At 51.7% G+C, this 23,565-nt stretch carries 26 protein-coding genes; 16 read left to right on the top strand and 10 right to left on the bottom strand.

Features of this window, described 5'->3' with window-relative positions:
* Window position 1 precedes the first annotated feature (1 nt).
* Window positions 2–463: a WapI family immunity protein gene (locus KNP86_RS12225; protein ID WP_214754574.1), complete on the top strand. Its 462-nt coding sequence runs from the start codon at window positions 2–4 to the stop codon at window positions 461–463.
* A 48-nt stretch (window positions 464–511) separates the two neighbouring features.
* On the opposite strand, the gene KNP86_RS12220 is transcribed toward KNP86_RS12225, so the two are convergent.
* The 6 genes from KNP86_RS12220 to KNP86_RS12195 form a co-directional block, all read right to left on the bottom strand.
* Window positions 512–694 carry a hypothetical protein gene (locus tag KNP86_RS12220; RefSeq protein ID WP_034781551.1) on the bottom strand — a complete coding sequence of 61 codons (183 nt, stop codon included), beginning with the start codon at window positions 692–694 and terminating at the stop codon, window positions 512–514.
* 339 nt (window positions 695–1,033) lie between these two features.
* Window positions 1,034–2,362, bottom strand: coding sequence for a PTS sugar transporter subunit IIC (locus KNP86_RS12215; RefSeq protein WP_034781555.1), 1,329 nt, complete (start codon window positions 2,360–2,362; stop codon window positions 1,034–1,036).
* Window positions 2,363–2,373: 11 nt separating this feature from the next.
* On the bottom strand, window positions 2,374–3,780 hold the full coding sequence (locus tag KNP86_RS12210) for a GH1 family beta-glucosidase (protein ID WP_214754572.1): 1,407 nt from the start codon (window positions 3,778–3,780) through the stop codon (window positions 2,374–2,376).
* 15 nt (window positions 3,781–3,795) lie between these two features.
* Window positions 3,796–4,104: a PTS sugar transporter subunit IIB gene (locus KNP86_RS12205; RefSeq protein ID WP_021065302.1), complete on the bottom strand. Its 309-nt coding sequence runs from the start codon at window positions 4,102–4,104 to the stop codon at window positions 3,796–3,798.
* Window positions 4,101–4,448 (bottom strand): PTS lactose/cellobiose transporter subunit IIA, encoded by a 348-nt coding sequence (locus tag KNP86_RS12200; protein WP_034781561.1) that lies wholly within the window; start codon window positions 4,446–4,448, stop codon window positions 4,101–4,103. Before KNP86_RS12200 ends, KNP86_RS12205 begins: the two co-directional genes overlap by 4 nt.
* Before the next feature lie 152 nt (window positions 4,449–4,600).
* Entirely contained in the window at window positions 4,601–5,311 is a 711-nt protein-coding gene (locus KNP86_RS12195; RefSeq protein ID WP_214754570.1) for a GntR family transcriptional regulator, read from the bottom strand.
* A gap of 198 nt (window positions 5,312–5,509) precedes the next feature.
* On the opposite strand from KNP86_RS12195, the gene KNP86_RS12190 reads away from it, so the two are divergent.
* From KNP86_RS12190 to KNP86_RS12165, 6 genes are all read left to right on the top strand, one after another.
* Window positions 5,510–5,953 carry a hypothetical protein gene (locus KNP86_RS12190; RefSeq protein ID WP_214754568.1) on the top strand — a complete coding sequence of 148 codons (444 nt, stop codon included), beginning with the start codon at window positions 5,510–5,512 and terminating at the stop codon, window positions 5,951–5,953.
* Window positions 5,954–6,093: 140 nt separating this feature from the next.
* The gene (locus tag KNP86_RS12185; protein ID WP_214754566.1) at window positions 6,094–6,537 is read left to right on the top strand and encodes a hypothetical protein; all 444 of its coding nucleotides are present in this window, start codon (window positions 6,094–6,096) and stop codon (window positions 6,535–6,537) included.
* Complete coding sequence (locus KNP86_RS12180) at window positions 6,538–7,047, top strand: hypothetical protein (protein ID WP_214754564.1); 510 nt, start codon at window positions 6,538–6,540, stop codon at window positions 7,045–7,047.
* Entirely contained in the window at window positions 7,040–7,510 is a 471-nt protein-coding gene (locus tag KNP86_RS12175; RefSeq protein ID WP_214754562.1) for a hypothetical protein, read from the top strand. The genes KNP86_RS12180 and KNP86_RS12175 overlap by 8 nt, the downstream gene beginning before the upstream one ends.
* 35 nt (window positions 7,511–7,545) lie before the next feature.
* On the top strand, window positions 7,546–8,091 hold the full coding sequence (locus KNP86_RS12170; protein WP_214754560.1) for a P-loop nucleotide/nucleoside kinase family protein: 546 nt from the start codon (window positions 7,546–7,548) through the stop codon (window positions 8,089–8,091).
* Window positions 8,088–8,846, top strand: a complete 759-nt coding sequence (locus KNP86_RS12165) for an endonuclease/exonuclease/phosphatase family protein (RefSeq protein ID WP_214754558.1) — start codon at window positions 8,088–8,090, stop codon at window positions 8,844–8,846. The genes KNP86_RS12170 and KNP86_RS12165 overlap by 4 nt, the downstream gene beginning before the upstream one ends.
* Window positions 8,847–8,878: 32 nt before the next feature.
* On the opposite strand, the gene KNP86_RS12160 is transcribed toward KNP86_RS12165, so the two are convergent.
* Entirely contained in the window at window positions 8,879–9,214 is a 336-nt protein-coding gene (locus KNP86_RS12160) for a hypothetical protein (protein ID WP_214754556.1), read from the bottom strand.
* Between the two features lie 414 nt (window positions 9,215–9,628).
* Between KNP86_RS12160 and glmS the strand changes: the two genes are divergently transcribed.
* The 7 genes from glmS (at window position 9,629) to KNP86_RS12125 (ending at window position 17,698) form a co-directional block, all read left to right on the top strand.
* Window positions 9,629–11,425: a glutamine--fructose-6-phosphate transaminase (isomerizing) gene (glmS, locus tag KNP86_RS12155; RefSeq protein WP_214754554.1), complete on the top strand. Its 1,797-nt coding sequence runs from the start codon at window positions 9,629–9,631 to the stop codon at window positions 11,423–11,425.
* Between the two features lie 144 nt (window positions 11,426–11,569).
* Window positions 11,570–12,061, top strand: coding sequence for a DUF2798 domain-containing protein (locus tag KNP86_RS12150; protein ID WP_214754553.1), 492 nt, complete (start codon window positions 11,570–11,572; stop codon window positions 12,059–12,061).
* 141 nt (window positions 12,062–12,202) lie between these two features.
* Window positions 12,203–12,472, top strand: a complete 270-nt coding sequence (locus KNP86_RS12145) for a PTS sugar transporter subunit IIB (RefSeq protein WP_214754552.1) — start codon at window positions 12,203–12,205, stop codon at window positions 12,470–12,472.
* Window positions 12,462–14,489, top strand: a complete 2,028-nt coding sequence (locus KNP86_RS12140; protein ID WP_214754550.1) for a BglG family transcription antiterminator — start codon at window positions 12,462–12,464, stop codon at window positions 14,487–14,489. Before KNP86_RS12145 ends, KNP86_RS12140 begins: the two co-directional genes overlap by 11 nt.
* Before the next feature lie 166 nt (window positions 14,490–14,655).
* Window positions 14,656–16,077 (top strand): PTS mannitol transporter subunit IIBC, encoded by a 1,422-nt coding sequence (locus KNP86_RS12135; protein ID WP_034781590.1) that lies wholly within the window; start codon window positions 14,656–14,658, stop codon window positions 16,075–16,077.
* Between the two features lie 44 nt (window positions 16,078–16,121).
* Complete coding sequence (locus tag KNP86_RS12130) at window positions 16,122–16,553, top strand: PTS mannitol transporter subunit IIA (protein ID WP_052090290.1); 432 nt, start codon at window positions 16,122–16,124, stop codon at window positions 16,551–16,553.
* Window positions 16,553–17,698 carry a mannitol-1-phosphate 5-dehydrogenase gene (locus KNP86_RS12125; protein ID WP_214720146.1) on the top strand — a complete coding sequence of 382 codons (1,146 nt, stop codon included), beginning with the start codon at window positions 16,553–16,555 and terminating at the stop codon, window positions 17,696–17,698. Before KNP86_RS12130 ends, KNP86_RS12125 begins: the two co-directional genes overlap by 1 nt.
* Before the next feature lie 77 nt (window positions 17,699–17,775).
* Here the strand turns inward: KNP86_RS12125 and KNP86_RS12120 are convergent, their stop codons facing one another.
* The gene (locus KNP86_RS12120) at window positions 17,776–20,133 is read right to left on the bottom strand and encodes a bifunctional diguanylate cyclase/phosphodiesterase (RefSeq protein WP_251129054.1); all 2,358 of its coding nucleotides are present in this window, start codon (window positions 20,131–20,133) and stop codon (window positions 17,776–17,778) included.
* 163 nt (window positions 20,134–20,296) lie between these two features.
* Here KNP86_RS12120 and KNP86_RS12115 point away from each other — a divergent pair, with 163 nt between their 5' ends.
* On the top strand, window positions 20,297–21,139 hold the full coding sequence (locus tag KNP86_RS12115) for a CPBP family intramembrane glutamic endopeptidase (RefSeq protein WP_214754548.1): 843 nt from the start codon (window positions 20,297–20,299) through the stop codon (window positions 21,137–21,139).
* Between the two features lie 35 nt (window positions 21,140–21,174).
* A complete protein-coding gene (locus KNP86_RS12110) occupies window positions 21,175–21,699 on the top strand; it encodes a GNAT family N-acetyltransferase (protein WP_214754546.1) in 525 nt (174 codons plus the stop codon).
* 26 nt (window positions 21,700–21,725) lie between these two features.
* Here KNP86_RS12110 and KNP86_RS12105 read toward each other — a convergent pair whose 3' ends face one another.
* Window positions 21,726–23,054, bottom strand: coding sequence for an N-acetylmuramoyl-L-alanine amidase family protein (locus tag KNP86_RS12105; protein ID WP_214754544.1), 1,329 nt, complete (start codon window positions 23,052–23,054; stop codon window positions 21,726–21,728).
* A 196-nt stretch (window positions 23,055–23,250) separates the two neighbouring features.
* Window positions 23,251–23,565, bottom strand: a 315-nt coding sequence (locus tag KNP86_RS12100; protein WP_214754542.1) for a hypothetical protein, incomplete at its 5' end; no start/stop codon positions are given.

Below are 23,565 nucleotides of genomic sequence, written 5' to 3'. Positions count from 1 at the left end.
GATGGCGCTCACGAAGTTGGCGTCGCGTGACGAAACGATTGATGTGACGGTCGAGAGCTATGCGTATGCCTATCCTGACGCCGACAACATCCATGATGCGGCGTGGCATCGGAATTGGGTCGGGTTTCATGCACCGGACCATCGGATCACGTTCGATGACATCATGCTCGACAGTCTGCTTGTCGCTCACTACATACCGGTATTCGAGTCGTTCGTAGCGGGTGACATGCAAGAAGTCGAGTTCGAACCGACAGAACCGTATATCCGCTTGACGGTGACGAGGAGAGACGGCGATGGGGAGGAGGTGGACGTGCGAGGCCATCTGGAGCACCCGCTCGGGGACGAGACGGAAGAACTTGATATTAACTTTGAAACCTCTGTAGCGAACGTGGAACGCTTCCTAAAAGGCTTGCGAGACATCGCTGCTGAATTTCCAATCCGGGAACGTGAGAGTGATTTGTAATAAGACGAAACAAATGAAAAAAACGCCGTGACAGTAAGTGTCATGGCGTTACGAATCGAGTTGTGATTTATTGGCCCGGTACTTGCCTAACGAGTAGGCGGCACATAGAAGAAAAATCATATGTAGCCCGATGCCGATCAACATCGCGTACGGGACGATGGATTTGAACCCAAGCCCGAAAGCGAGCGCTGCGCTCGATAAGATCATGAAGCTAGGGGTGTAGTTTTTCATATCCAGTTACTCCTTATCTATTTGTTAGTAACTATCTTAGGTAGAAGAAGAGAAATCAAGAGTAGGGCCACCGATAGCCCGTAAGCTATAGACAAGATAGTTCTCGTGTCTTCTCTTGATAACTGAAATCCGACAATCATAGCCATCGCTAGAGCGAACGTAGGCAAAATAGCGATAGCAAACGCGATCCAGTGCAGGTTCTTTCTCGTCATAGAAATTCTTCCTCATTCCTAAGTCGTGGCGACTGAGCAGACAATGTTTGAGGACCACCCACATTATTACTTGTTTCCCTAAATATAACAGCCCTTCTCATCGCTGAGAAGGGCTGTCGTTTTTTGCTTAGGCTGACGCTTTGTCTGCGTCTTCTTGTGCTTTCAACTCTTCACCGTAAGACACGCGGTCTTGCATGCGAACGAACGGGAGGTAGACGGCTACGGCCATAGCGATTGTGACGATCTGTAAGAGCGCTGCACGCCATCCGCCGATCAAGAAACCAGAGATGACCGGTGGTGTCGTCCAAGGCACTTGAAGCGCGTTGAACGGGTCGACCCAGCCCCAAAGGATTGAGAAGTACACCATGAACGAAGCAATCGCAGGTACGATGACGAATGGTACGAACATAATCGGGTTGAACACGATCGGCATCCCGAAGATGACCGGCTCGTTGATGTTGAAGAGACTTGGTGCGAGTGAGAGCTTACCGAGCTGCTTCAAGTGAGCCGAACGGGCGACGATGAGTGTCGCGATGATGAAACCGATTGTGATTCCTGATCCACCGAGCTTCGTGAACACGTCGAGGAACTGAATTGTAACGATTTTCGCGTTCTCACCGGCAACGAGTGTTTCACCTGAATCAAGGATTGCTTGGTTTTGAAGCGCGTTCGCTGTAAGGAGTGGTCCCATGATACCCATGATGATCGCAGCTCCGTGAATTCCACACCACCACATGACTGACATGAGCACCATGATGATAACGGCTCCGGCAAGTGTGTCGGTCAAGTTTTGAAGTGGTGCTTGAAGCACGTCATAGACGACTTCAGTGAACGTACGATCTGCAACCGCTTGGAAAGTCGCGAATGTCGCAACCGCAAGTGTGATAATCGCAAGACCAGGGACAAGTGCTGAGAATGAGTTCGATACGCCCGGTGGAACACCGTCAGGCATTTTGATGCTGATGCCGCGTTTGATGAACTGCGAATAAATAAATCCAACGACCAATCCGACGACGATGGCAGCGAGGACACCTTGTCCGCCTGTCCATACTTTCGGGATGACTCCGCCGACTGTTTCTCCACCTTCAGAGAGGACAGACGCTTGCGTGATGATCAAGAACGAGATGATTCCGAGAATACCAGCTGGTACGCCTTCGATCTTTTCATTTTTCACGTACGAGTAAGCGATTCCGAATACACCGATCAAGGCGAGAATGTCAAACGTCGCACCGACGACTTGCGTGAGCGGGAGCGTCCAATCGGCTCCGAACAGACCTGACATGAATTCGGCCCAGCCTGGAATCGGGAGCGCGAGGATGAGCAAGAACAATGACCCGATGATCGTCATCGGCATCGTCAGGATGAACCCGTCCTTAATAGCAAGGACGGGCTTGGCGTTCGCGAAACGAACGAACCCTGGCGTGAATTTTTCAAATACGGTTTCTAAGCGGCTCATGGGGAACCTCCTTATAGGTTTTCAGCGCGAGTAGCGATAATGTCTTTGTACCAGTAGAACGATTTTTTCTTCTTACGAGCAAGTCCGTTGGCGTGATCCACGTAGATGAAGCCATATTGCTTCTTATATCCGTTGAGCCAGCTGAGGAGATCGATGGCCGACCAAGCGTAGTAACCTGCGACGTTGACACCTTGTTCGACAGCGTGTTTCACGGCGCGGATATGACCTTCGATGTATTCGATGCGAGCGTCGTCGACGATTTCTCCGTCCACGATCGGGTCGACATCACCGAGACCGTTCTCTGTGATGTAGATTTTCACATCGCCGTAACGATCTTTGAGCATGTGCATGCCGTCAAGGAACGCTTCCGGTGAAATTTCCCAAGCCCATTTCGTGTAGACCTTGTCATCCATCATGACCGTCTTATAGACGCCATCGAATGAAGGGTTACCCGGACGGCCTGTCGAGTTCTCGCGGCCACCGGCCATGACGAGCGCCGAGTCATTTTTCATGACGCGTTGCGGGCTGTAGTAGTTGAGGCCGATGAAGTCGTTCATCGAAGCCGTCCGTTTCAAGAGGTCGAGCTCTTCGTCTGTCATTTCAGGGAGAAGGCCTTGCTCTTCGAGTCCTTTCACGACGTATGCTGGATATTCACCTTTCAAGATCGGGTCATAGAACCAGTGCGTCGAGTAGGCGTTCGCATGCATTTCGGCGAACTTGTTCTCTTCGGCGTCATCGATGCTGAAAGCCGGGTTGAACACGTGTGTGATTCCGATTTCGCCTTCATATCCGTTTTGTTTGAACAACTCGACGGCACGAGCGTGAGCGACGAAGACGTGGTGCGTCGTTTGGAAGTAACTTTTGACGTCGCCTTCGATGCCGGGCGGGTGTGCCCCAGTCAAGTAGCCGAGCGAGCAGAAGATGACCGCTTCGTTGAATGTGATCCAGTGACGGACACGGTCGCCGAACGATTGGAAGCAAGTATCAGCGAAACGGACGAATGCGTCAACCGTCTCTGGGTTTTTCCAGCCGCCTTTTTCTTCAAGCGCTTGCGGGAGGTCCCAATGGTAGAGTGTCACGAACGGGACGATGTTGTGCTTCAAGCACTCATCGATCAAGTTGTTGTAAAACTCGAGTCCTTTTTCGTTCACTTCACCTGTGCCGTTCGGGAAGACGCGCGGCCATGAGATTGAGAAGCGATATGATTCGAGTCCCATCTCCGCCATGAGCGCGATGTCTTCTTTATAACGGTGGTAATGGTCGACTGCGACGTCGCCGTTTGTATCTTCAAATGTTTTCCCAGGAATTTTCGAGAAGACGTCCCAGTTCGAGAGTCCTTTCCCGTCCTCGTTCCATGCGCCCTCGACTTGGTAAGAAGCCGAGGCGGCGCCGAACAAGAAATTGTTTGGCATTTTCAAAGTGGTCACCTCAGTTTATTTATTCGCGAGTTTCAATGCGTGGTCTAATACTTTCGTTCCGTTCATCATGCCGTAGTCGACTGTGTTGATGACGTCGATTGGAACGCCCTTCGGCTCACAGATTTGTTTGCCTTTCGCGAGCAAGTATTTGACTTGTGGTCCGAGAAGCGCGACGTCGAGGTTATCAACGTACGTTTCCATTTCTGATTCTGGGTAAGCAGCGATTTCAGCCTCAAGGCCTCGTTCAGCGGCAACCGCTTTCATTTTTTCTACTAACATACTTGTTGACATACCTGCTGCACAGAAGAGTCCGATTTTCATCATTTTTGATCCATTCCTTTCAATTGGTTGATTTCGTTTTGCATGTTCATCATATAGCCGAGCATCTCTTTTACGAGGATCGTGTTCATTAAGTGATCTTGTGCGTGCACCATGAGAACGCCGACCGTAGCCGTTTTCCCTTGTGCCTCGAGTGTGACGAATTTCGTCTGGATAGCGTGCGCTTCTTTCAATGTCGCGTCACCAGCTTTAACTGCTTCAGCCGCTTCATCTGCTTTGCCTTCTTGCATCAACAGCATCGCGTGATGGTAGCTCGCTTTGGCGTCGCCTGAAAGAGCGATTAAACCGAAGATATCTTCGGGAGTAATTTCGATTGTTTCAGAAACCATAGTATCTCTCCTTTTTGTATGGATAACCAAAATTCATAGGTACAAATTCTACAAGTTGATATTAGCACGATACCGCTTACATGTAAACCCTTTCTTTTCGTCCGAAATGTGAACATGAAAAAACGCACACGAGAACAATCTCTCGAATGCGTTTAGGACTTGATGTTAGAGACTTTGAGCATCTTAACATGGCGGAAATGATGTGTCGAGCGCGATACGTCGAAGATTTGACCGTTCGTCAAATAGACGGTGTTGTCGACGAGAAGGGCCGGGTCGTTCTCTTTCAGTCCGAGCAGTGCCGCATCTTCCGCGTTCAAAAAGTCGGCGTAAATGACACGGTCGGCAAAACCGATGGCGAGCTTTTGGTCGTTGCGGAAGTAGTTGTAGATCGACTTCTCGGTGATGTTCCGGTCGAGATAGACGACGAGGTCTTTTCGGAAATACGAATCTTCGACCGAAAACGGATGGTCATCGACGAGCCGGAGACGTTTGACGTAGTAGACGGGCGTCCCGACTTTGCACTTCATCCGTTCGGCCACTTCATCGTTCGCTGTCGTCAATTCGAAATCAAGAACGCGCGTCTCGACTTTCCGTCCACTGAAGTCGCTCGTGAGACCTTGCAACTTCTCGAGGTTCACGTAATCGCTCATATAATGGTCACGGACGAAGACGCCGCTCCCTTGGACTTGATAGACGTACCCTTTATTGACGAGAATCTCAATCGCTTTTCGAATCGTGTTGCGGCTGACGCCATACTTGTTGGCGTATTCGTCCTCGGTGAGGAGCTTGTTCGTATGTTGATAGACGTGATTCATAATGTCTGTCTCAATCTGCTCGGCGACTTGTTTATACTTTGGAGCCATCAGGGTCTGCACCTTTCACATGAAAATTTGTAGGTATGAATACGCTATCAGTATATCAGAAATTGAATCAGGGTGGCGGACAATCCTTCGGCAATTGTTGAAAAACGTCGAACGATTGTACAGAGAATCATTGAAATCTGCGAAACGAATTCAAAAGGGTTTCGTATAAAAATAGAGAAGAGTGAGGAGGAGAAGACAATGGCACAATCAGTTCGGATGGAACGGGAACGAGAATGGAAGCAACGACATACACGTATCGGTTACGCCCTATTGGCGGTCATCATTCTGGCATTCGCTTTGATGTTTTTTGAACGGGCAACGTGGGTCACCGTCCCGCTCGGCCTTGTCGGCATCGCCCTGCTCATCTCGGACGTGGCGAAATATCGGATGAGACGGATGTATCTATTCGACTCCGTAGCCCGGAAATTGCTCCGCTGGCAACTACTGTATGACTTGGTGAATACGACCGTACTCATGATTATGGTGGGTGGGTTATTGGTCTTTAGTCAAGACAACATCTATTGGGGATTCGCCGTTCTGATTTGGGGAACATTCTCCGAAGTCGTGTCGCGTCGCTTGAACCGGGCGCTACAAGCCCATGATCCAATCTTACGCGCCCTCGAACTAGAGGAAGCGCGATGAGGGAACGAGTCGAGCAGGAACGGGCGTGACTTCGTTCATTCCAACAACTTATTGTTGGAATCGTTGGCATTTTGTTGACGATGCGAATGGATAAGCGGGTGTGTGGCGTCCTACATATAAACAGATTCGGGGGTGAGGAGATGGAAGGTCATATTCAAAGAGAAGTTCAATCGATTAAACGAATCCGACGATTTGGAGGTCCAATCCTGGTCATCTATATTATTGTACTGATTGTTGCTCTTCTGTTTGAAAAGATGCTCATGATTCCTTTAATGTGGACCGTCGCGGTGTTTCTAATCTTAATGGGACATAAAGAATACCGCCTTCTTAGCCACGTCTCGACGCACCTGAAAAGTGTACAGTGGCTAAAGGTCAAATATGCTGATACTTGGATTAGTGGGCTATTGATGGGCACGTTCATGACGACCCTATTAACAACAGAGTCGCTTGGATTTGGGATTGGACTTCTATTTGGGATTTGGGGTTTAACTGAAAATTATCGGAAACGATTCATTGAACGTCAGTTGAAAAGGCATGATCCTCAGTTACCGACATATGATGAAGTAATCGAAAGGATGGGTTGAATGGAGTTATCACCACAATCAAAACAACAAATTGATACGATTCTTCGATTTGAAAAGTGGACCGGTTGGGGTTTTGGCATCCTGGCTGTTTCTGCAATCGTTGGGATGCTCGTTTACGCATCGTACTGGGAGATGCCCGATTCGTTCTTTCTATTGTTCTTAGTAGCGATTTTCGCTATGTTGATTAGCATCGAAACGACTCGATTCCTCATGTGGCTCCGGTTCGTGAAAAACGAAAAAGCACGAAAGCTGCTTACGCTGCGGTACACGGTTTATTTGATTGGGTTTAGCGCAATCGGATACTACGGGGTCGTCGTATTTTATGAGACGACACAACCACAAACGTTCCAGGCATTCTTGTTGTCGCAAGCCTTTTTCTGGGGAGCTGCCTTTTTGGGAAGATGGCTCGACCGTATCATCCAAAAGCACGACGGTCATTATTTAACGGGAGAGGATTTAAAACTGATTCGGGAAGCCCGTGAGATCGAGAAGGAACGAAAACATGGATAAGCGCAGCCAAATGCGAGAATTGACGGCGTTCGATCAGAGAAAGCATTCCACACAAGTGTTCTTGTCAGCGGTGTTGGCCGCACTTCTATTTTTCTCATTAGAGTATAATTGGCTCTCACCAATGACAGTCATATTTCTCAGTGTCGCAGCGGGTCTTCCTGATTTTCGTAAGATGTGGCAACGCGAGAACATCAAAAAGCAGTTTTTGAAGTCGGATGCAGCAAAGCGGCTCATCCATCTTAACTCCATCTTTGGACTCGTGACGCTACCATTATTCCTAGTGTGGGTTTACGCATTGCTCACGGATTTGATTACACTCCAAACGTTCGCTTTGATTGGGCTAGGAGCATACGTGCTCGCTATTCTTGAGCATCGTCTGTACGAGCGTCACATGGCTCAGCTCGACGATCACTACGTCACGGAAGCCGAATTGAGAGAAGAGCAAAAGTGGGGGAGCGCTTAGGCGCTTCCTTTTACATGTTGAAGGGGGAACAATTGATGAAGCGGAAGGTATGGATCATTTCAGGTCCGGCTGGTGTCGGAAAGTCGACGACGGCGAGACGGCTCGCTCAAGACATGGAGAAGAGTGCATATGTGTCTGGTGACGACATCAGTCATATGACGGTGTCCGGTCGTGAAAGGCCATGGGAATCGGAGCGGGCGAACGACCTGGTATGGAAGAACATCGTATCTTTAACCAATAATTTTCTTGAGGCAAGCTATGACGTCGTCGTGGATTGGGTCGCGTTTTGGAAAGATGTGAAGCGCTACACGGCGCACTGGATTGAACAAGGTATTGAAGTGCGCTACGTCATCTTATGGGCGGAGCAAGACGTTCACGTCCAACGTGATCAACACCGGCCGAGCGATGCGCAGATGGGGGAGCGGGTCATCATATTGCGGAATGAGTTTCTAAGCTCGGGTGCACCGGACCGTTACTATTTAGACAACACGGTCGGTGAGTTGAGTGAGACGATTCAACAGCTTCAAGAAAGCGAACAATTCGTGCTGACAAATTTGCAACAAAGTGGAGCCAGTACATGAGGATTGCGACGTTCAACCTCTGGAACAATCCGACATTATGGTCGGAGCGGATCGAGTCCATCTGTGCCACAGTGAAGATGATTGACGCCGATGTGCTGGCGTTTCAAGAAGTCAAAACGCATGTGGAAGGGGAGCAACGCATCAGTGTGGCAGAGCAGATTGCCAACGAAACGGGCTATCCGTTTTGCGTGTTTCTCGCCTATCCGGACTCACCCGATGAAGGGCTCGCTGTCTTAAGTAATATTCCCCTCGATACGAATGATGCGATTTGGCACCATGAGGTAGAAGAAGCGAACTACTGTACGATGCGGGTGACGTTTCAAGCAGGAGGTCACGCGTTCGGATTGACGAACGTCCATCTGAATTGGCGGTCGCCGGTCATTCGGGAAGCGCAAGTGCGAGCGGTTCGCGAGTGGATCGGTGGGGGAGAACGTTACGAGTTGCTATGTGGTGACTTCAATGACAATCCGCAGTCGGAAATCTATCGTGATTTGACCGCACATCGTTGGATCGATGTCGCCATGTGTGGTCGTGGTGGGGATGAGCCCACGCTGGATTATGGACACAATCCGTATTTGAAGCAGGATTCTTTGCAGAAACAACCAGCACGCTACGATTGGATGTTATGGCGTCACGACGAAGGGAACGTCCCCTTCATCTCGAACGTGGACGTGTTTGGAAAGACGTCCGATTCGATCACCGACGTGCTGCCGAGTGATCATTATGGGGTCCTACTCGACATCCACATCTCTTAAAAAAGGGGGAACGCTTAGGCGCTCCCCTTTTTTCATTTAAACGTACGGATGACGAAGTAGAGGCAGATGAGGAACGGAATCAAGAAGGAACTCCCAATCCACTCGCCTTGTCCGAATAGAAGCCAAGCGAAGAGCTGAAACGATAAGACACCGCCGGCAGCAAGTCCGGCAAAGCGATACGCTTTCGGACGAAGCGACGGGTCGTCCCACCATTCTTTAAAGAACGGGAAGCTGAACAAGAGTGCGAGCGCCAAGAAAAAGGCGGCCGGAAACACGAGAAAATCGCCAAGTTCACTCTGTCCTTCAATTTGCAGCCATTTGGATGCGGTCGATAAGATGATACCGATGACGAGAAAGACGATATTCATAGCCATTCCTCCACTCCATCTAATAGATACTTCCATCATGCCCGAACGAGCTCGCCGGGACAAGCCTGTTCAAAAAAGTAGCTTTTTAGTGAAAGTGGTGACTTTTACATGAACAGTAAAAAAGTATCGGATTTTGTTGTGACATAAACACTTTCGGATTCAATCGAGACCGGCTAGCATGAAAGGGTATCTGGAGAAACGGCCAGCTATGAAGGGAAAAGCGCCAGAACTCTTCGGAGTTGACGAGGTTGGGGGTTATCGAGTTTTCGGCGGATGCCTCCTAGTCGCCTGTCACGACTACAAGTGTTCTTTTAAAACGTTGGGGTGACCGGACGGACAACGAGGAACACGTTGACAGCACTCTAAAAAGCCCGTTTCCTTTTTCGAGAAATCGAATATAGAGGAGATTTTTGTATGTGTGGAATTGTAGGAATGATTGGTCAAGTCGGAACGAAAGAGATTTTATTAAAAGGGTTGGAGAAGCTCGAGTATCGAGGCTATGACTCAGCTGGAATCGCGCTCGTCGGTGATGATGTCCATGTGTTCAAAGAAGTCGGTCGCATCGCCGCACTTCGTGACATCGTACCGGTCGAAGCGGAAGGCGCCATCGGCATCGGTCACACACGTTGGGCGACACACGGCGTGCCGAGCGTGCCGAACGCCCACCCGCACCAGAGCACGACGGGCCGCTTCACGCTCGTCCACAACGGTGTCATCGAGAACGACGAACAGATCAAGGCGACACTCGACGTGCCGTTCCTCTCGGAGACGGACACGGAAGTCATCGTCCAGTTGATGGAGAAGAACTTCGTCGAACTCGGCGACGTCGAGGCAGCGTTCCGCAAGACGTTGTCTGAGCTCCACGGCTCGTACGCGATCGCGATGATCGACTCGGAGGATAAAGAACGCCTCTATATCGGCAAGAACAAGTCACCGCTCCTCGTCGGACTTGGCGACGGCACGTTCAACGTCGTGGCGTCTGACGCGATGGCGATGCTCCAAGTGACGGACCAGTACCTCGAGCTCCACGACGGCGAGATCGTCATCTTGACGCGCGAATCGGCGACGATCAAGACACTCGACGGCGACGTCCTCGAACGTGCCCCGTACACGGCCGAGATCGATGCGTCAGACATCGAGAAAGGCACGTACGCGCACTACATGTTGAAAGAGATGGACGAGCAACCGGCCGTCATCCGCAACATCATCCAGCACTACCAGAACGAGAACGGTGACATCGAGCTCACGGAAGGCGTGCGCTCGCTCGTCTCGGAAGCGGACCGCATCTATATCGTCGCCTGTGGCACGAGTTATAACGCTGGGCTCGTCGGAAAAGACATCCTTGAGCGAATTGCCGGCATCCCGACCGAGGTCCACGTCTCGTCAGAGTTTGGCTACAATATGCCGCTCTTAAGTTCACGTCCGCTCTTCGTCTTCTTGTCACAGTCTGGAGAGACGGCCGACAGCCGGGCCGTCCTCGTCGAAGTGAAGAAGCGCGGCTACAAGGCACTCACGATGACGAACGTGCCAGGATCGACGCTCTCGCGTGAAGCGAACGAAACGATGCTCCTCCACGCCGGCCCGGAAATTGCGGTCGCGTCGACGAAAGCGTACACGGCCCAAATCGCCGTGCTCGCGATTCTCGCCTACGACATCGCTCGCGCGAACGGGAAAGACTTGCCGTTCGAGTTGATGCCGGAACTCGCGCGTGTCGCGACGATCATGGACTCGATCATGTCGCAAAAAGAACTGTTTGAAGATTTGTCGGACCGTTACTTGAAGACGACGCCGAACACGTTCTTCATCGGACGCGGACTCGATGCATCGGTCTGTCTCGAAGGCGCGCTCAAAGTAAAAGAGATTTCGTATATCCAAGCGGAAGGGTATCCGGGTGGCGAACTCAAGCACGGTTCGATCGCCTTGATTGAAGACGGCACACCGGTCATCGCACTCATCTCGCAACCGAAGACGAACTTGAACATCCGCGGCAACGTCAAAGAAGTCGTCGCCCGTGGTGCGAACGCGTGTATCATCTCGATGCAAGGGGTCGAGCACGAGAACGATGAGTTCATCTTGCCGCACGTCGAACCGATCCTCGCCCCGCTCATCACGGTGTTACCGGTTCAACTCATGGCGTATTATGCCGCGCTCGCACGTGGCTGTGACGTCGATAAGCCGCGCAACTTGGCGAAATCGGTGACGGTTGAATAATTTAAAAAAATAATGCTTACGAAGCAGGCCTCCAACTTGCTACACTATGACAATCAGTTTGTAGAGATATTGGTCATAGACCGAAAATATATGTCACAAGATACGTCTACCCTCTGAAATCATATGTTGTATGGAGGCTTACTTATGCACCAAGAAGACCGATTACCTCAAAGTCCAAAAGAAGGCGTCTTGTTCATGCTGATTATTTCGATTTTGTCCGTGAACACGATCGCGCCGATCATCGTCGGGATGGAACGCGGCTTTAGCGTCGCCCATTATATCGACACGCTCAAAATCATCCCGTTCGCCTGGATCGCGCTCATGATCTTGATTCGCTTCATCGTCAAACCGGCAGCCGGGATGCTATTCAAACGATTTGCCGGAGAAATGGATGGCTTTAACGCCCGTATCTTATTGAACATCGTGTTGAACGTCTCGCTAATCTCATTGTTCATGACGATCATCGGACCGTGGATCGGGATGGGGGAGATCAATTTTGATACGTTGCAACACTTCTTCCCGACGTGGTTCCGTAATTTTGGTATCGCGTTCTGGATCGAGTTATTGTTCGCCCAACCGATTGCCCGTGCCGTCATGAAGTCGATTCATGCACGGAATCGCTTGAAGACCGCCTAACTTTAGACACAGCATCTTTCCGATTGAGGAAAGATGCTTTTTACTGCTTGCCGATATCTTTGCCAACAAGCAAAATAGTAGGTGGAGTAAGCGGTTGCATCGTATGGTTAGATAAAGATAAGCGATGAAAGAAGGTCTGACATGAACGTATATATTGCCTGTCCATGCGGGTTCGTCACGAGCGCGATGGCGGCGAAGCTGTTTGCTGAAGCGTGTTCGGGAAAATTGTCGTGTGTGATTCAACACGGCACGTATCGGGACATCCCCAAAGACGTGGATTGGATTATCTATCAAGCCGGGACGGAGACGGTCGATCATCCGACCGCGCACGTTCGCTCGGTCAGACACATGTTATCGCTCACGGAATATCGACAACTCGTCGAGGAATGGGTGAATGGATATGAAACATGAGTGGAGCGCCCGGGAGCGCTCGATTTTACTACATCTATTGGCAACGGAGACATCGACACCGCTCGCGGAGATCGCGCAAGCGGTCAATTTGTCTGAGCGGACGATTCAACGGGAGCGTCAACTGCTCGAAGGCATCTTGCGCGAGTTCGAATTGGAGCTCGCTTGGCAGCGCGGGCACGGCCTCAGTCTCATCGGTCGTTCCGATGCGAAGCAACAGTTGCGCGAAGACTTGATTTTGTCGGCCGAGGCGATTCCGACGGCCGAGGACCGTATCTTCGAACTCGCCTGGCGGCTTCTATTTGAAAAAGACACGCTCAAGCTGCAGGCGGTCGCGAAACAGATGCACGTCTCTCCGAGCACGCTCACACAAGACCTTGAGAAACTCGATCGTTGGTTCGACGAGTACCACCTCGAAGTCGAACGGAAGAAAGGGGTTGGCGCGCGGGTGCTCGGCCTCGAAGCCGAGAAGCGGAAGCTGATGATCAATGCGCTGCTCGCTCATTGGGACACACTCGCGTTCTATCGCTTCGTGCGCGGGGAGGATGACTACATCCCGACCTTTTTGAAGACCGTCCCGTGTGACGTTATGCTCGAGGCGCTTCGTGACGGTTATGACTATTTGAAGGAACATCCGTATGAGCGGATGGACGATCGGACCATCATGCGGGTGACGTTCGCCTATGGCGTGCAACAAGCCCGTCTGGACGCCGGCTTCTTCCTCGAGATGTATACGAAAGGCCGTTCGGACGATTACTTGAAAGTCGCGTCTGATATGGAGACGGCCCTCGGGACGCCGTTCTCGATGGCGGAGCGGGTCTGGTTCGCTGAAGAAGCGAACCGGCTCCGGTCATTGAAGGAACAGATGAAAGAAGATGAGGAAGAGCGTTGGGTCATGCAGATCCGTGTCCATAAGCTCATCCATCACGTTTCACTGATTCACGGATTCGCCTTCACGGACGATGCCGCGCTCGAAAAAGGACTGCTGGCCCATATCTTATCGAGTATGAACACCCAAGCCCTTCCGGATACGGATACGGTTCGTCCGCACATCGACCGTGACTATCCACATTTACGTTCGGCGATTCAACAGGCGGCCGATATTGTCTTCGGGACGAATACGTTCACGGAAGAAGAGACGGTGTTTTGGGCGATGCATTTCGCCGCCGCGCTCGTCAAGCCGGTACGGCGTCGGGAATATCGAGCCCTCGTCGTCTGTTCGGCGGGTCTCGGCTCTTCGAAGATGCTCGTCAACCGGGTCAAACAAGAGTTTCCAGAGATGCAGGATGTCGTCAACTCGTCGTTGTTCGGTCTCGAACAGCATCGACTCGACGACTATGACGTCATTTTGTCGACCGTGCCGTTGCCGCCGTTATCGGTGCCGACGCTCATCGTCAACCCGCTCTTGACGAACGAAGAAGTGCAACGCGTCCGCCACTTGCTGTTATCGCTCCCACAGTCGTTCCAGACGAAAGAGAAGAGCCACTCGACGATGCTCGACTTCAATGAACTCGGTGCCCTCGTCGAGACGTTCGAACGGATGGACCGGCAGTTCGATCTCGTCACGCTCGATAATAGCGACCGATTGGAAGACATCTTGCTCGATATCGGGACGCATCTAGAAGAACGTGGACTTGTCCAAAGCGGCATCCAGTTATCGGCCCAACTGCTCCGGCGTCATGAAGTGGCGGGGCTTGGGATCCCGGGCACGAAACTGGCCTTGTTCCATGGGCGTCACGCCTCGATTGAACGAGCGAGTGTATTCGCTTTCGACTTGAATCAATCGATCCCGCTCCTCATGATGGACCAATCGACCGAACCGGTATCGCGTCTGCTCGTCCTGCTCGCACCCGAAGAGGCAGAGGACGTCGAACTCCAGTTCCTCAGTGCCGTCAGTGGATCGTTGATTGAGAGCGAACAACATATGAACTTATACAGTAACGGTTCAAAGAAAGAACTGCGTCTCTTGCTTCATGAATGTATGAAGAAAATGATTCAAGACACGTTGCACGAGAAATGACCCGCCGTGGTCATTTTTTTATTTGGCACAGAATGTTGCCAAAGTATGAACTGGATTGAATTGAGAAAGCGCTTACGCTGAGACTACAATACGAGTGTAGAGCACAAACCGGTTAGCTACACTACAACAATCTACCTTTCACAATAATCGACTGGAGGTTTTATACATGGCGAATGCGCAAGCTGGCTCGGGCGGGGTTCGAGTCAAAGTACAACGGTTCGGGAGTTTCCTGAGCGGAATGGTCATGCCAAACATCGGCGCCTTCATCGCCTGGGGGATCATCACCGCCCTCTTCATTCCAACGGGCTGGTGGCCGAATGAAAAATTAGCAGAACTTGTCGGTCCGACGATCACGTATCTGTTACCGCTCTTGATCGGGTTCACCGGCGGTAAGTTGATTCATGACGTACGAGGCGGAGTCGTCGGGGTACTCGCCACGATGGGGGTCATCGTCGGGACGGACATTCCGATGTTCCTTGGTGCGATGATCATGGGTCCACTCGGTGGATATGTCATTAAACAGTTTGACCGCCTCATCGAAGGCAAGGTCAAAGCTGGATTCGAAATGCTCGTCAACAACTTCTCGGTCGGTATCATCGGTGGTCTTCTCATGATCGGTGGCTTCGAAGTGTTCGGTCCGATCATGAGCGGCCTTGATAAAGTCATGGCAGCCGGTGTCGACTGGATCGTCGGCGCAAAGCTGTTGCCAATCGCCAGTCTATTCATCGAACCAGCGAAAATCTTGTTCTTGAACAACGCCATCAACCACGGGATCTTGAGCCCGCTCGGTGTCGATCAAGTGGCGGACGCCGGGAAATCGGTCTTGTTCTTACTTGAGGCAAACCCGGGACCAGGTCTTGGTTTGCTGCTCGCTTACATGGTGTTCGCTAAAGGCGCGGCCAAACGGACGGCACCAGGGGCAGCGATCATTCACTTCCTCGGTGGGATTCACGAGATTTACTTCCCATACGTCTTGATGAAACCAATCTTGATCCTTGCGATGATCGCAGGGGGCGCAACAGGGGTCTTCACATTCGTCTTATTCGATGTCGGTCTCGTCGCACCAGCGTCACCAGGTAGTATCTTCGCAATCCTCGCGATGGCTTCACGCGGTTCGTACCTCGGGCTCGTCACAGGGATTCTCTTGTCGGCAGCGGTCACGTTCGCCGTGGCCAGCGTCATCTTGAAATCGAGCGCGGCAGAAGAAGTGTCACTTGAAGAAGCGACACAAAACGTCAGCGCGATGAAAGGCAAACAGTCGTATGCGTCAGCTCTCGTTCACGACCGTCTCGATAAAGTCGATCACATCATCTTCGCTTGTGACGCCGGGATGGGTTCGAGCGCGATGGGCGCCTCGGTACTTCGTAATAAAGTGAACAAGGCGAATTTGCCGATCAAAGTCACGAACACGTCAATCAGTCAATTGCCGAAAGACGCTCAATTCATCATCACCCATGAGGATTTGACGGACCGGGCCGAGGCACAAGTGCCGGATGCGATTCACCGTTCGGTCACGAACTTCTTGAACGCCGACTACTACGATCAATTGATTGAAGAAATCAAAGCAGAACGCAGCAAAATCTCATAACACAACAGACAGAGACAAAGGTTTAAGGTATAGGAGGAACTAAAATGCCATTCATTCAGACAGAGATGATTCGACTCAACCAATCGTTCAACACGTCGGCCGAAGCGATCGACGCAGCCGGTGAAGTGTTAGAAGCAGCCGGATGCGTGTCTCCGGCTTACGTCCAAGCGATGCATGCACGTCAAGCGCTATCAAGCGTTTATATCGGGAACCAAGTCGCGATTCCGCACGGGACTGAGGAAGCGAAATCCGCCGTTCAAAAGACGGGGATTTCCATCCTTCAAGTGCCGGCCGGCGTCGATTTCGGTGGCCAGACGGCGAAACTTGTCATCGGGATTGCCGGTGTGGATGATGAACATTTGGAACTACTGTCCCAAATCGCAGTCATCTGTTCAGATGAGGATAATGTCGAGCGTCTTGTACAGGCGAAGACGAAGGAAGAGATTTTGTCGTTATTCATGGAAGAGGTGGCGTAATGAAAGCCGTACATTTCGGAGCAGGGAATATCGGACGTGGGTTTATCGGATTGTTGCTTAATCAGAGCGGCTACGAGGTCACGTTCGTCGATATCAATGATACCGTCATCCAGGCGTTAGAAGACAAACGGTTCTATGAAGTCGGATTTGCCGAAGAAGGTGTCGACAACGTCGTCGTCGATCGGGTCCGCGGCGTCAACAGTTTGACCGACCCGGAACGCGTCATCGCCCTCATCGCCGAGGCCGATCTCGTCACGACCGCGGTCGGACCGACGCTGCTACCGAGAGTCGCGCCCCTCATCAGCGAAGGGCTTCGTGAACGAGAGACATCGGCACCCGTTTATGTGATTGCTTGCGAGAACATGATCGGTGGTAGCGCGTCACTTCATCAAGCGATCGAAGCGTCAGGTGGTATCGGGACGGCCAATGCCTCGTTCCCGAATGCGGCCGTCGACCGGATCGTTCCGCTGCAGCAACACGCGGACCCGCTATTCGTCGAGGTCGAGACGTTTTACGAGTGGGTCATCGAGACGAAAGGATTGGCCGAGCGGCCCCCGCTTCAAGGTGTGACGTGGGTCGACGAGATTGGGCCATACATCGAGCGGAAGCTGTTCACGGTCAACACCGGCCACGCCATCGCGTCGTACATCGGTTCCTTGTTCGGGAAAGCGACGATCGACGAAGCGCTGAAAGACCGCCGTGTCCGTCAAGTCGTACAAGGTGCCTTGTATGAGACCGGTTGGCTTCTCCTCGAGAAGTACGGGTTCGAGGCGAAAGAACATAGCCAATACATTCAAAAGATCATCAAGCGGTTCGAGAATCCGAAGTTGAAAGATGAAGTCTCACGCGTCGCCCGCTCACCGATTCGGAAGCTCGGACCGAGTGACCGGCTCGTCAAACCGGCCCGCGAACTGATCGACAACGGCATCGAACCGAATGAACTGGCCTACGGGATCGCGGCTGCCTTGACCTATTACAACCCTGAGGATTCAGAATCTTCTGAACTTTATGTGTCCATCGAAGAAGATGGCATCGTCTCGACGGTGGAAAAATATCTTCAATTGCATGAGGACGATACGCTGACGAAGTTGATCCTCGAACAATATCACTTGATTCGCGAACAAGAAAAAGCGCAAGTCTCGTAAATCGAATCTCCTGTGCCCGAGTGGCATGGGAGATTTTTGGCATACAAAAAGACTGCAGCGCAGGGGCTGCAGTCTCCTCAAGCTCGGGTCTTCCCGAACTCAATATAAGTGGTGACCGATTTGACGTGCTTCACGACGTCCTTCTCACGAAGGGGACGACTGAAGTAATAACCTTGAACGTAATCACACTGTTCGTTCAGCAACCATTCGAGTTGATCCGACGTCTCGACGCCTTCCATGAGCACTTTCATATTAAGGTTATGGCCGAGCTGGATCATCGAACGGACGATGGCTTCCTGGTTCCGGTCCGTGAACAAGTTGACGATGAACGACCGGTCGATTTTCAACACTTGGACCGGGAGCTCCCGCAATTGACGGAACGATGAGTAGCCGGTCCCGAAATCGTCGAGCGAGATCAAGATGCCGAACTGATGGAGCTGGGCAAGTTTCTCCCGTGTCGACGCCTCGTATGACAGCATCGACGACTCCGTCACCTCGAGCTCGAGGAACATTGGGTCCATCCCGGTCTCATCCAAGATGGCCTGGAGCGACTCGACAAAATCCTCACGCGCGAACTGGAGCGGGGAGACATTGACCGAAAGGGTGAATGGTTTCACACCAGACTTCTTCCAGCGCACCCAGGCTCGGCATGATTCACGCATGACCCAACTGCCGATTGAGTGAATCAGGCCGGTGTTCTCCGCGATTGGAATGAAGTCTGTCGGTGACACGTGACCGAGCTCGCGGTTGTTCCAACGCAGGAGCGCCTCAACGCCTTCGAGTCGATTTTGCGTAAGTGACACTTTCGGCTGGTACACGAGTGAAAACTCATTTCGGTCGAGCGCCTGCGCGAGCGCCTTTTCGATTTCGACGGTACGAAGGATTTGATGCTTCGACTCGTCTTCGAATTCTTTAATTTGATTCTTACCGGTCCGTTTCGACTCGTGGACGGCGAGGCGTGCGTATTGCACGAGCTCCTCGGCCGACTTCGTATCTTTCGGATAATGACTGATGCCGGCGCTCATCGTCAGTTCGACGGTCGTCCCGTCGATATCGAACGGTTGCGAGATCGCCTTGATACACTTCTCGGCTTTCTGTTTGGCGAGCGTGCTCCGCTTATCAAACAGCAAGATGATGAATTCGGATGAACCGACGCGAGTCAAAATGTCATCCGGGTGAATGGTCACTTGCAGACGCTCAGCGATTTGCATCGTCAGTTCGTCCGAGCCGTGATGCCCGAGCATGTCACTCAAGAAACGCCACCGGTCGATGTCGATGTAGAGACAAGCGACCGGGTCCTCGATTTGAATATGTTCGGCGAGAATACGTTCGAGCTTGTGCCGGTTCGGCAAATCCGTGAGCGTGTCGTGGTACGCCATATGTTCGACGAGACGCTGTGAGGCGATCGTTTCTGAGACGTCACGGAGGAACCAAAGCATCTGGTCCATCGTTTCGCCTTTGAGTGGGTAACTCGTCACTTCGATCGTTCGGTCATCGATGTCAATGCGCCGTGGTTCATAAAACGGTTGATTGATCGTGAGCGACGGATGATAGTCTTGGAAAAAAGCATCTTCTTCGATTTCGTCAAACAAGCGATAGAACGCCATGTTCGCATATTGGATCATTCCATCTTTCGTCGTCGTGACGACGGCATCCGTCGTCGACTCAAGAATCGTCGCTTGAATGAACTCTCGTTTACGAAGGTGACGATCGAGCGTGAGCGACAGGAAGAAAATCGCGAACAAGAGAATCGTGATCGCCGTGACGAGCCATGCGAGTAACGATGGCTCGATCGCATTGGCGAACGGACGATCCGTCTCGATGAACGTGAACGAAGCGGCTAGCATCCCGACGAAGTGCATGCCGAAGATGGCGATGCCCATCAGCAACGAGAAGAATACTTTCAATTCGAGATCAATCTTTTGCTTGGCGTACTTCGAGAAGAAACCAATCCAGAGGGCGACGAGCGAGGCGCCAATCGCAATCAGAATCGATAACGCCGCAAGCCATGGATTATACGAAGTCACTACACCTTGCAGGGCGGCCATGCCGACATAATGCATGCTCGCGATACTGCCGCCCATCACAACCCCGGCACCGATCAAAGCGGGGCGGGTCGTGCGACGCGAGACGATCAAGAAGCCGAAAATACAGCCGGCCATGGCAATGATGACTGAAAATAGGACGAGCGGGATCGAATACGTGACCGGTCGCAACGCCTCATGCGCGAGCATGGCGATAAAATGCATCGACCATATCCCGAGACCGAGCGTCGCACCTCCAGCTAAGATCCACACGTTCTGGACGGAACGGTTCGCTGAATTGACACGCCGTGCCAGCTCGATGGCGGCGTATGCAGAAACGGCGGCGATAATATAAGACAGAATCACAAGAAAAACATTATGACTCATCGAGTGTTCGACTACTGGTTCCATGTGTACCTCGCTAAGGAATGTATTTTTTATAGTAATTCTAATTATACCCCGCAAAACAAAAGCCCACCTATCATTTTGCTTCACTTGTTGAAAATATTTTTTGCGTGAAATAGGGAAGCCAGGCAGAAAGCGGGTAAACTACGTGTAGAAGGAGGGGGACGCGTTGATTCCGACCAAAAAAGAAATCATTCTGTTTCTCCTCATCGCGTTCGGGTTCTCATGGCTGGCGTGGTGGGGGCTGTATATGTGGACCGGATTACCGATCCAGGTGATTGTCGTGATTGGGGCATTCGGTCCAAGCCTGGCGGGGAGCTATATGGCGTTCCGAGAGAATGGCTGGTTAGGAGTGAAGACGCTTTGGAAGCGAGGGTTTGAGTGGAAGATGTCCGTTCGCTATTACGCGTTCGGCCTCTTGTTCCTGCCTATGTTGTTTTTGATTGCTTATTGGTGGTCTGATGCCGATAGCGCGTCGTTACTGGAACGTCCATGGCTCGTTGTTCCTTATTTCCTCTACATGTTGTTCCTTGGGGGAACAATCCAAGAAGAGTACGGTTGGCGCGGATATTTGCTCGATGCGTTTCAACTGAAAGTCACGCCCGTCAAGGCGAGCCTGTTCGTCGGCGTCATCTGGGCTGGCTGGCATATTCCGCTCTTCTTCATGGAGGGGACGGGGCAGTCATTGATCCCGTTTTGGGCGTATGGCTCGGCAATTCTGGCGTTCACGTTTATCATTTCGTGGCTCTATAACGTCACGACGATGAACTTATGGTCTGTGTTCTTATTGCACACGATGTTCAACGTCTCGTTCACGCTCGTTCCGTTAATTGAACCGGGCGCGTTCCCGATTGGATTTCTTCACTTGACGCTGTTACTCCTTACGACCGCGATCATCCTCGTCTGGCAGACGCACGGCCATCTCGGTTATGATCACCTCGAGCAACTCGAAGCGGTCGAAGGATCGCATCAAGCGAACGTTACCCCCCATCGGGACGCGGGTAAAGACTAGCACGTACAATTCAGGACTAGAGGGAAGTGGAGACATTGAACTTTCGCCCGCTTGACCGCGAAGACGTCAAACCGCTCCAACGACTGTTCATGGAGAGTCTGAGTGACTTGATTCGGCGAGAACAGTTTGAGGATGCCGATCTATTGGATGAAGAAGTAGAGCGATTGAACACGACCGTTCAGGACAGTTTCGAGGACGAGTCCGTTCAAATTTTCGTTGTCGTAAAAGACGGCGTCATCGTGGGCACAGCGGCGATTTTACCTCCCAATGACATCATTACTGCCCATATCGACGTCGAACCGAACACGCCAGAAGTCGGTTGCATGTATGTGTCGCCTACGTCCCAACGTCAAGGGGTAGGTCACTTCTTGATTGAGAACATCAAACGACAATTGTCAGCGAACGGACAGACGGCGTTTTACTTGGATGCTGGCTTCCCGACGTCTCAAGCTTATTGGGAAAAGCGGCTCGGGCCGCCGACGTTGACGCTTGACCATTACTGGGGACCTGGCGCACCGCATAAGATTTGGCGTTGCACGACTACAGAAAAAGAGACCTGATTCGCATATGCGGTCAGGTCTCTTGCTTATTTATAAGTGCTCATGAATTGATGAATCCCAGAAGCGGTGGCGTCTGCCATCCGTTGCCGGTAAGTGGTGCTCGTCAAATGCGAGCGGTCGTTCGCGTTGCTGATGAACCCGTATTCGACGAGTGTCGAAGGGACGCTGTTCTTTCCGACTACGTAAACGTTTTGATACTTCACGCCACGGTTACGGATTGTCGGGATACGGGCACCGAGTTCACGGTTGATGGCCGCTCCTAGACTCCGGCTAGCCGAGATGTATGGGTTCGTCGTATAGCTTTCTCCGGTCGGCACGAGTACTTCATGACCGTGGTAAGACGTATTCGTCGAAGAGTTGTTGTGAATGCTGACAAAGGCGCTGCCTTTATACGACTTCGTCAATTCGACGCGTTGTGCGAGCGACAAGTAGACATCGTTCGTGCGTGTCATCCGTGCGTTATAGCCATATGTATTCGAGAGCGTACTCGCGAGACGTGCGGCAATGTCGAACGCAATCACTTTTTCGTAAGATGAGCCGTAGACAGCTCCAGGGTCGTTTCCACCGTGTCCGGCATCGATCACAATCGTACGTCCCGTACCCGTGGACGTCGTCGGTGTCGTCGTCGTGGCTGGTTTCAAATACTGGGAAGCGACGTAGCCCGTCTTCCCACCGTAACTGACCTTATACCAAGAGCCGTACTTGCTGACATACTTGACGGTCGAGCCGTTCGGGATGGTCATTAATACCTTGCTCCACGAGGCAGCCGTCAAACGCATGTTCAAGTTGACCGTCGTTTGGTAGGAGGTTGTCGATGTCGTCGTGGTCGGGGCTCCTGTGGCTGATAAGTACTGGGAAGCCACATAGCCCGTTTTCCCATTGTAGCTGACCTTATACCAAGAGCCGTAGCGGCTGACGTACTTGACAGTGGCACCGTTCGGGATGGTCATCAATACCGTGCTCCATGAGGCTGCCGTCAATCGCATGTTCAAATTGACTGTCGTTTTGTAGTACGAGGCTGAGCTCGGCGTCATCGTCGACGCACTCGATACTTTTACGTACTGCGAAGCGACATAGCCGGTCTTTCCGCCGTAACTGACTTTGTACCAAGAGCCGTACGTGCTGACATATTTGACGGACGCCCCGGATGGAATCGTTAAAAGAATCGGACTCCAAGTGGCGGCACTCAAACGAAGGTTCAAGTTAGCTGTCGTCGTGTAGGTCGAGGCAGCTTCGACACGGCTCGATTCGAAACCGTTCGGCGTCAAGTCGAATGGGGCGATGGCCATGCCACCAATGACAAGGGAAGAGCTAAGCAACAGTTTCAAGTTCCAAGATGGTTTCGTTCGGTTCAATCGAGATCCGCTCCTTTATTCGTCGTTCATATGAAATAGCTGTGAAATGAAATCGTCATCATGTCTCCGTTATTATATAAGTAAACAAGAAAAAAATGGAGGTTAATATGTAAATTGTTTTACTTTTTTTCTAAAAGTTTATTTCCAGGGATTCGGAAATAAAAAAGAGACGCGCAAGGGCGTCTCTTTTAAAGGATTAGGCGAGAGGTGAAGAGTCTTTAGAAGCGACTTGGTTAGTCGGCAAGCTCCAGAGGCGTGGGAAATCCTCAGCTGCGACTTGGTTAGTCGGCAAGCTCCAGAGGCGTGGGAAATCCTCAGCTGCGACTTGGTTAGTCGGCAAGCTCCAGAGGCGTGGGAAATCCTCGGCTGCGACTTGGTTAGTCGGCAAGCTCCAGAGGCGTGGGAAATCCTCAGCTGCGACTTGGTTAGTCGGCAAGCTCCAGAGGCGTGGGAAATCCTCAGCTGCGACTTGGTTAGTCGGCAAGCTCCAGAGGCGTGGGAAATCCTCAGC

It is taken from the genome of Exiguobacterium sp. s16 (genome assembly GCF_018618115.1).
Taxonomy (GTDB): Bacteria; Bacillota; Bacilli; order Exiguobacteriales; family Exiguobacteriaceae; genus Exiguobacterium; species Exiguobacterium mexicanum_A.
Note: the sequence above shows the minus strand (reverse complement) of the source record. Positions and strands in the feature narration are given on the sequence as shown.

Bases quoted from the DNA above. Each gene is read 5' to 3' on its own strand.
- KNP86_RS12225 (WP_214754574.1), top strand. From the start codon at position 2: ATGGCGCTCACGAAGTTGGCGTCGCGTGACGAAACGATTGATGTGACG.
- KNP86_RS12220 (WP_034781551.1), bottom strand. From the start codon at position 694: ATGAAAAACTACACCCCTAGCTTCATGATCTTATCGAGCGCAGCGCTC.
- KNP86_RS12215 (WP_034781555.1), bottom strand. From the start codon at position 2,362: ATGAGCCGCTTAGAAACCGTATTTGAAAAATTCACGCCAGGGTTCGTT.
- KNP86_RS12205 (WP_021065302.1), bottom strand. From the start codon at position 4,104: ATGATGAAAATCGGACTCTTCTGTGCAGCAGGTATGTCAACAAGTATG.
- KNP86_RS12200 (WP_034781561.1), bottom strand. From the start codon at position 4,448: ATGGTTTCTGAAACAATCGAAATTACTCCCGAAGATATCTTCGGTTTA.
- KNP86_RS12195 (WP_214754570.1), bottom strand. From the start codon at position 5,311: ATGGCTCCAAAGTATAAACAAGTCGCCGAGCAGATTGAGACAGACATT.
- KNP86_RS12190 (WP_214754568.1), top strand. From the start codon at position 5,510: ATGGCACAATCAGTTCGGATGGAACGGGAACGAGAATGGAAGCAACGA.
- KNP86_RS12185 (WP_214754566.1), top strand. From the start codon at position 6,094: ATGGAAGGTCATATTCAAAGAGAAGTTCAATCGATTAAACGAATCCGA.
- KNP86_RS12180 (WP_214754564.1), top strand. From the start codon at position 6,538: ATGGAGTTATCACCACAATCAAAACAACAAATTGATACGATTCTTCGA.
- KNP86_RS12175 (WP_214754562.1), top strand. From the start codon at position 7,040: ATGGATAAGCGCAGCCAAATGCGAGAATTGACGGCGTTCGATCAGAGA.
- KNP86_RS12170 (WP_214754560.1), top strand. From the start codon at position 7,546: ATGAAGCGGAAGGTATGGATCATTTCAGGTCCGGCTGGTGTCGGAAAG.
- KNP86_RS12165 (WP_214754558.1), top strand. From the start codon at position 8,088: ATGAGGATTGCGACGTTCAACCTCTGGAACAATCCGACATTATGGTCG.
- KNP86_RS12160 (WP_214754556.1), bottom strand. From the start codon at position 9,214: ATGAATATCGTCTTTCTCGTCATCGGTATCATCTTATCGACCGCATCC.
- glmS (WP_214754554.1), top strand. From the start codon at position 9,629: ATGTGTGGAATTGTAGGAATGATTGGTCAAGTCGGAACGAAAGAGATT.
- KNP86_RS12150 (WP_214754553.1), top strand. From the start codon at position 11,570: ATGCACCAAGAAGACCGATTACCTCAAAGTCCAAAAGAAGGCGTCTTG.
- KNP86_RS12145 (WP_214754552.1), top strand. From the start codon at position 12,203: ATGAACGTATATATTGCCTGTCCATGCGGGTTCGTCACGAGCGCGATG.
- KNP86_RS12140 (WP_214754550.1), top strand. From the start codon at position 12,462: ATGAAACATGAGTGGAGCGCCCGGGAGCGCTCGATTTTACTACATCTA.
- KNP86_RS12135 (WP_034781590.1), top strand. From the start codon at position 14,656: ATGGCGAATGCGCAAGCTGGCTCGGGCGGGGTTCGAGTCAAAGTACAA.
- KNP86_RS12130 (WP_052090290.1), top strand. From the start codon at position 16,122: ATGCCATTCATTCAGACAGAGATGATTCGACTCAACCAATCGTTCAAC.
- KNP86_RS12125 (WP_214720146.1), top strand. From the start codon at position 16,553: ATGAAAGCCGTACATTTCGGAGCAGGGAATATCGGACGTGGGTTTATC.
- KNP86_RS12120 (WP_251129054.1), bottom strand. From the start codon at position 20,133: ATGGAACCAGTAGTCGAACACTCGATGAGTCATAATGTTTTTCTTGTG.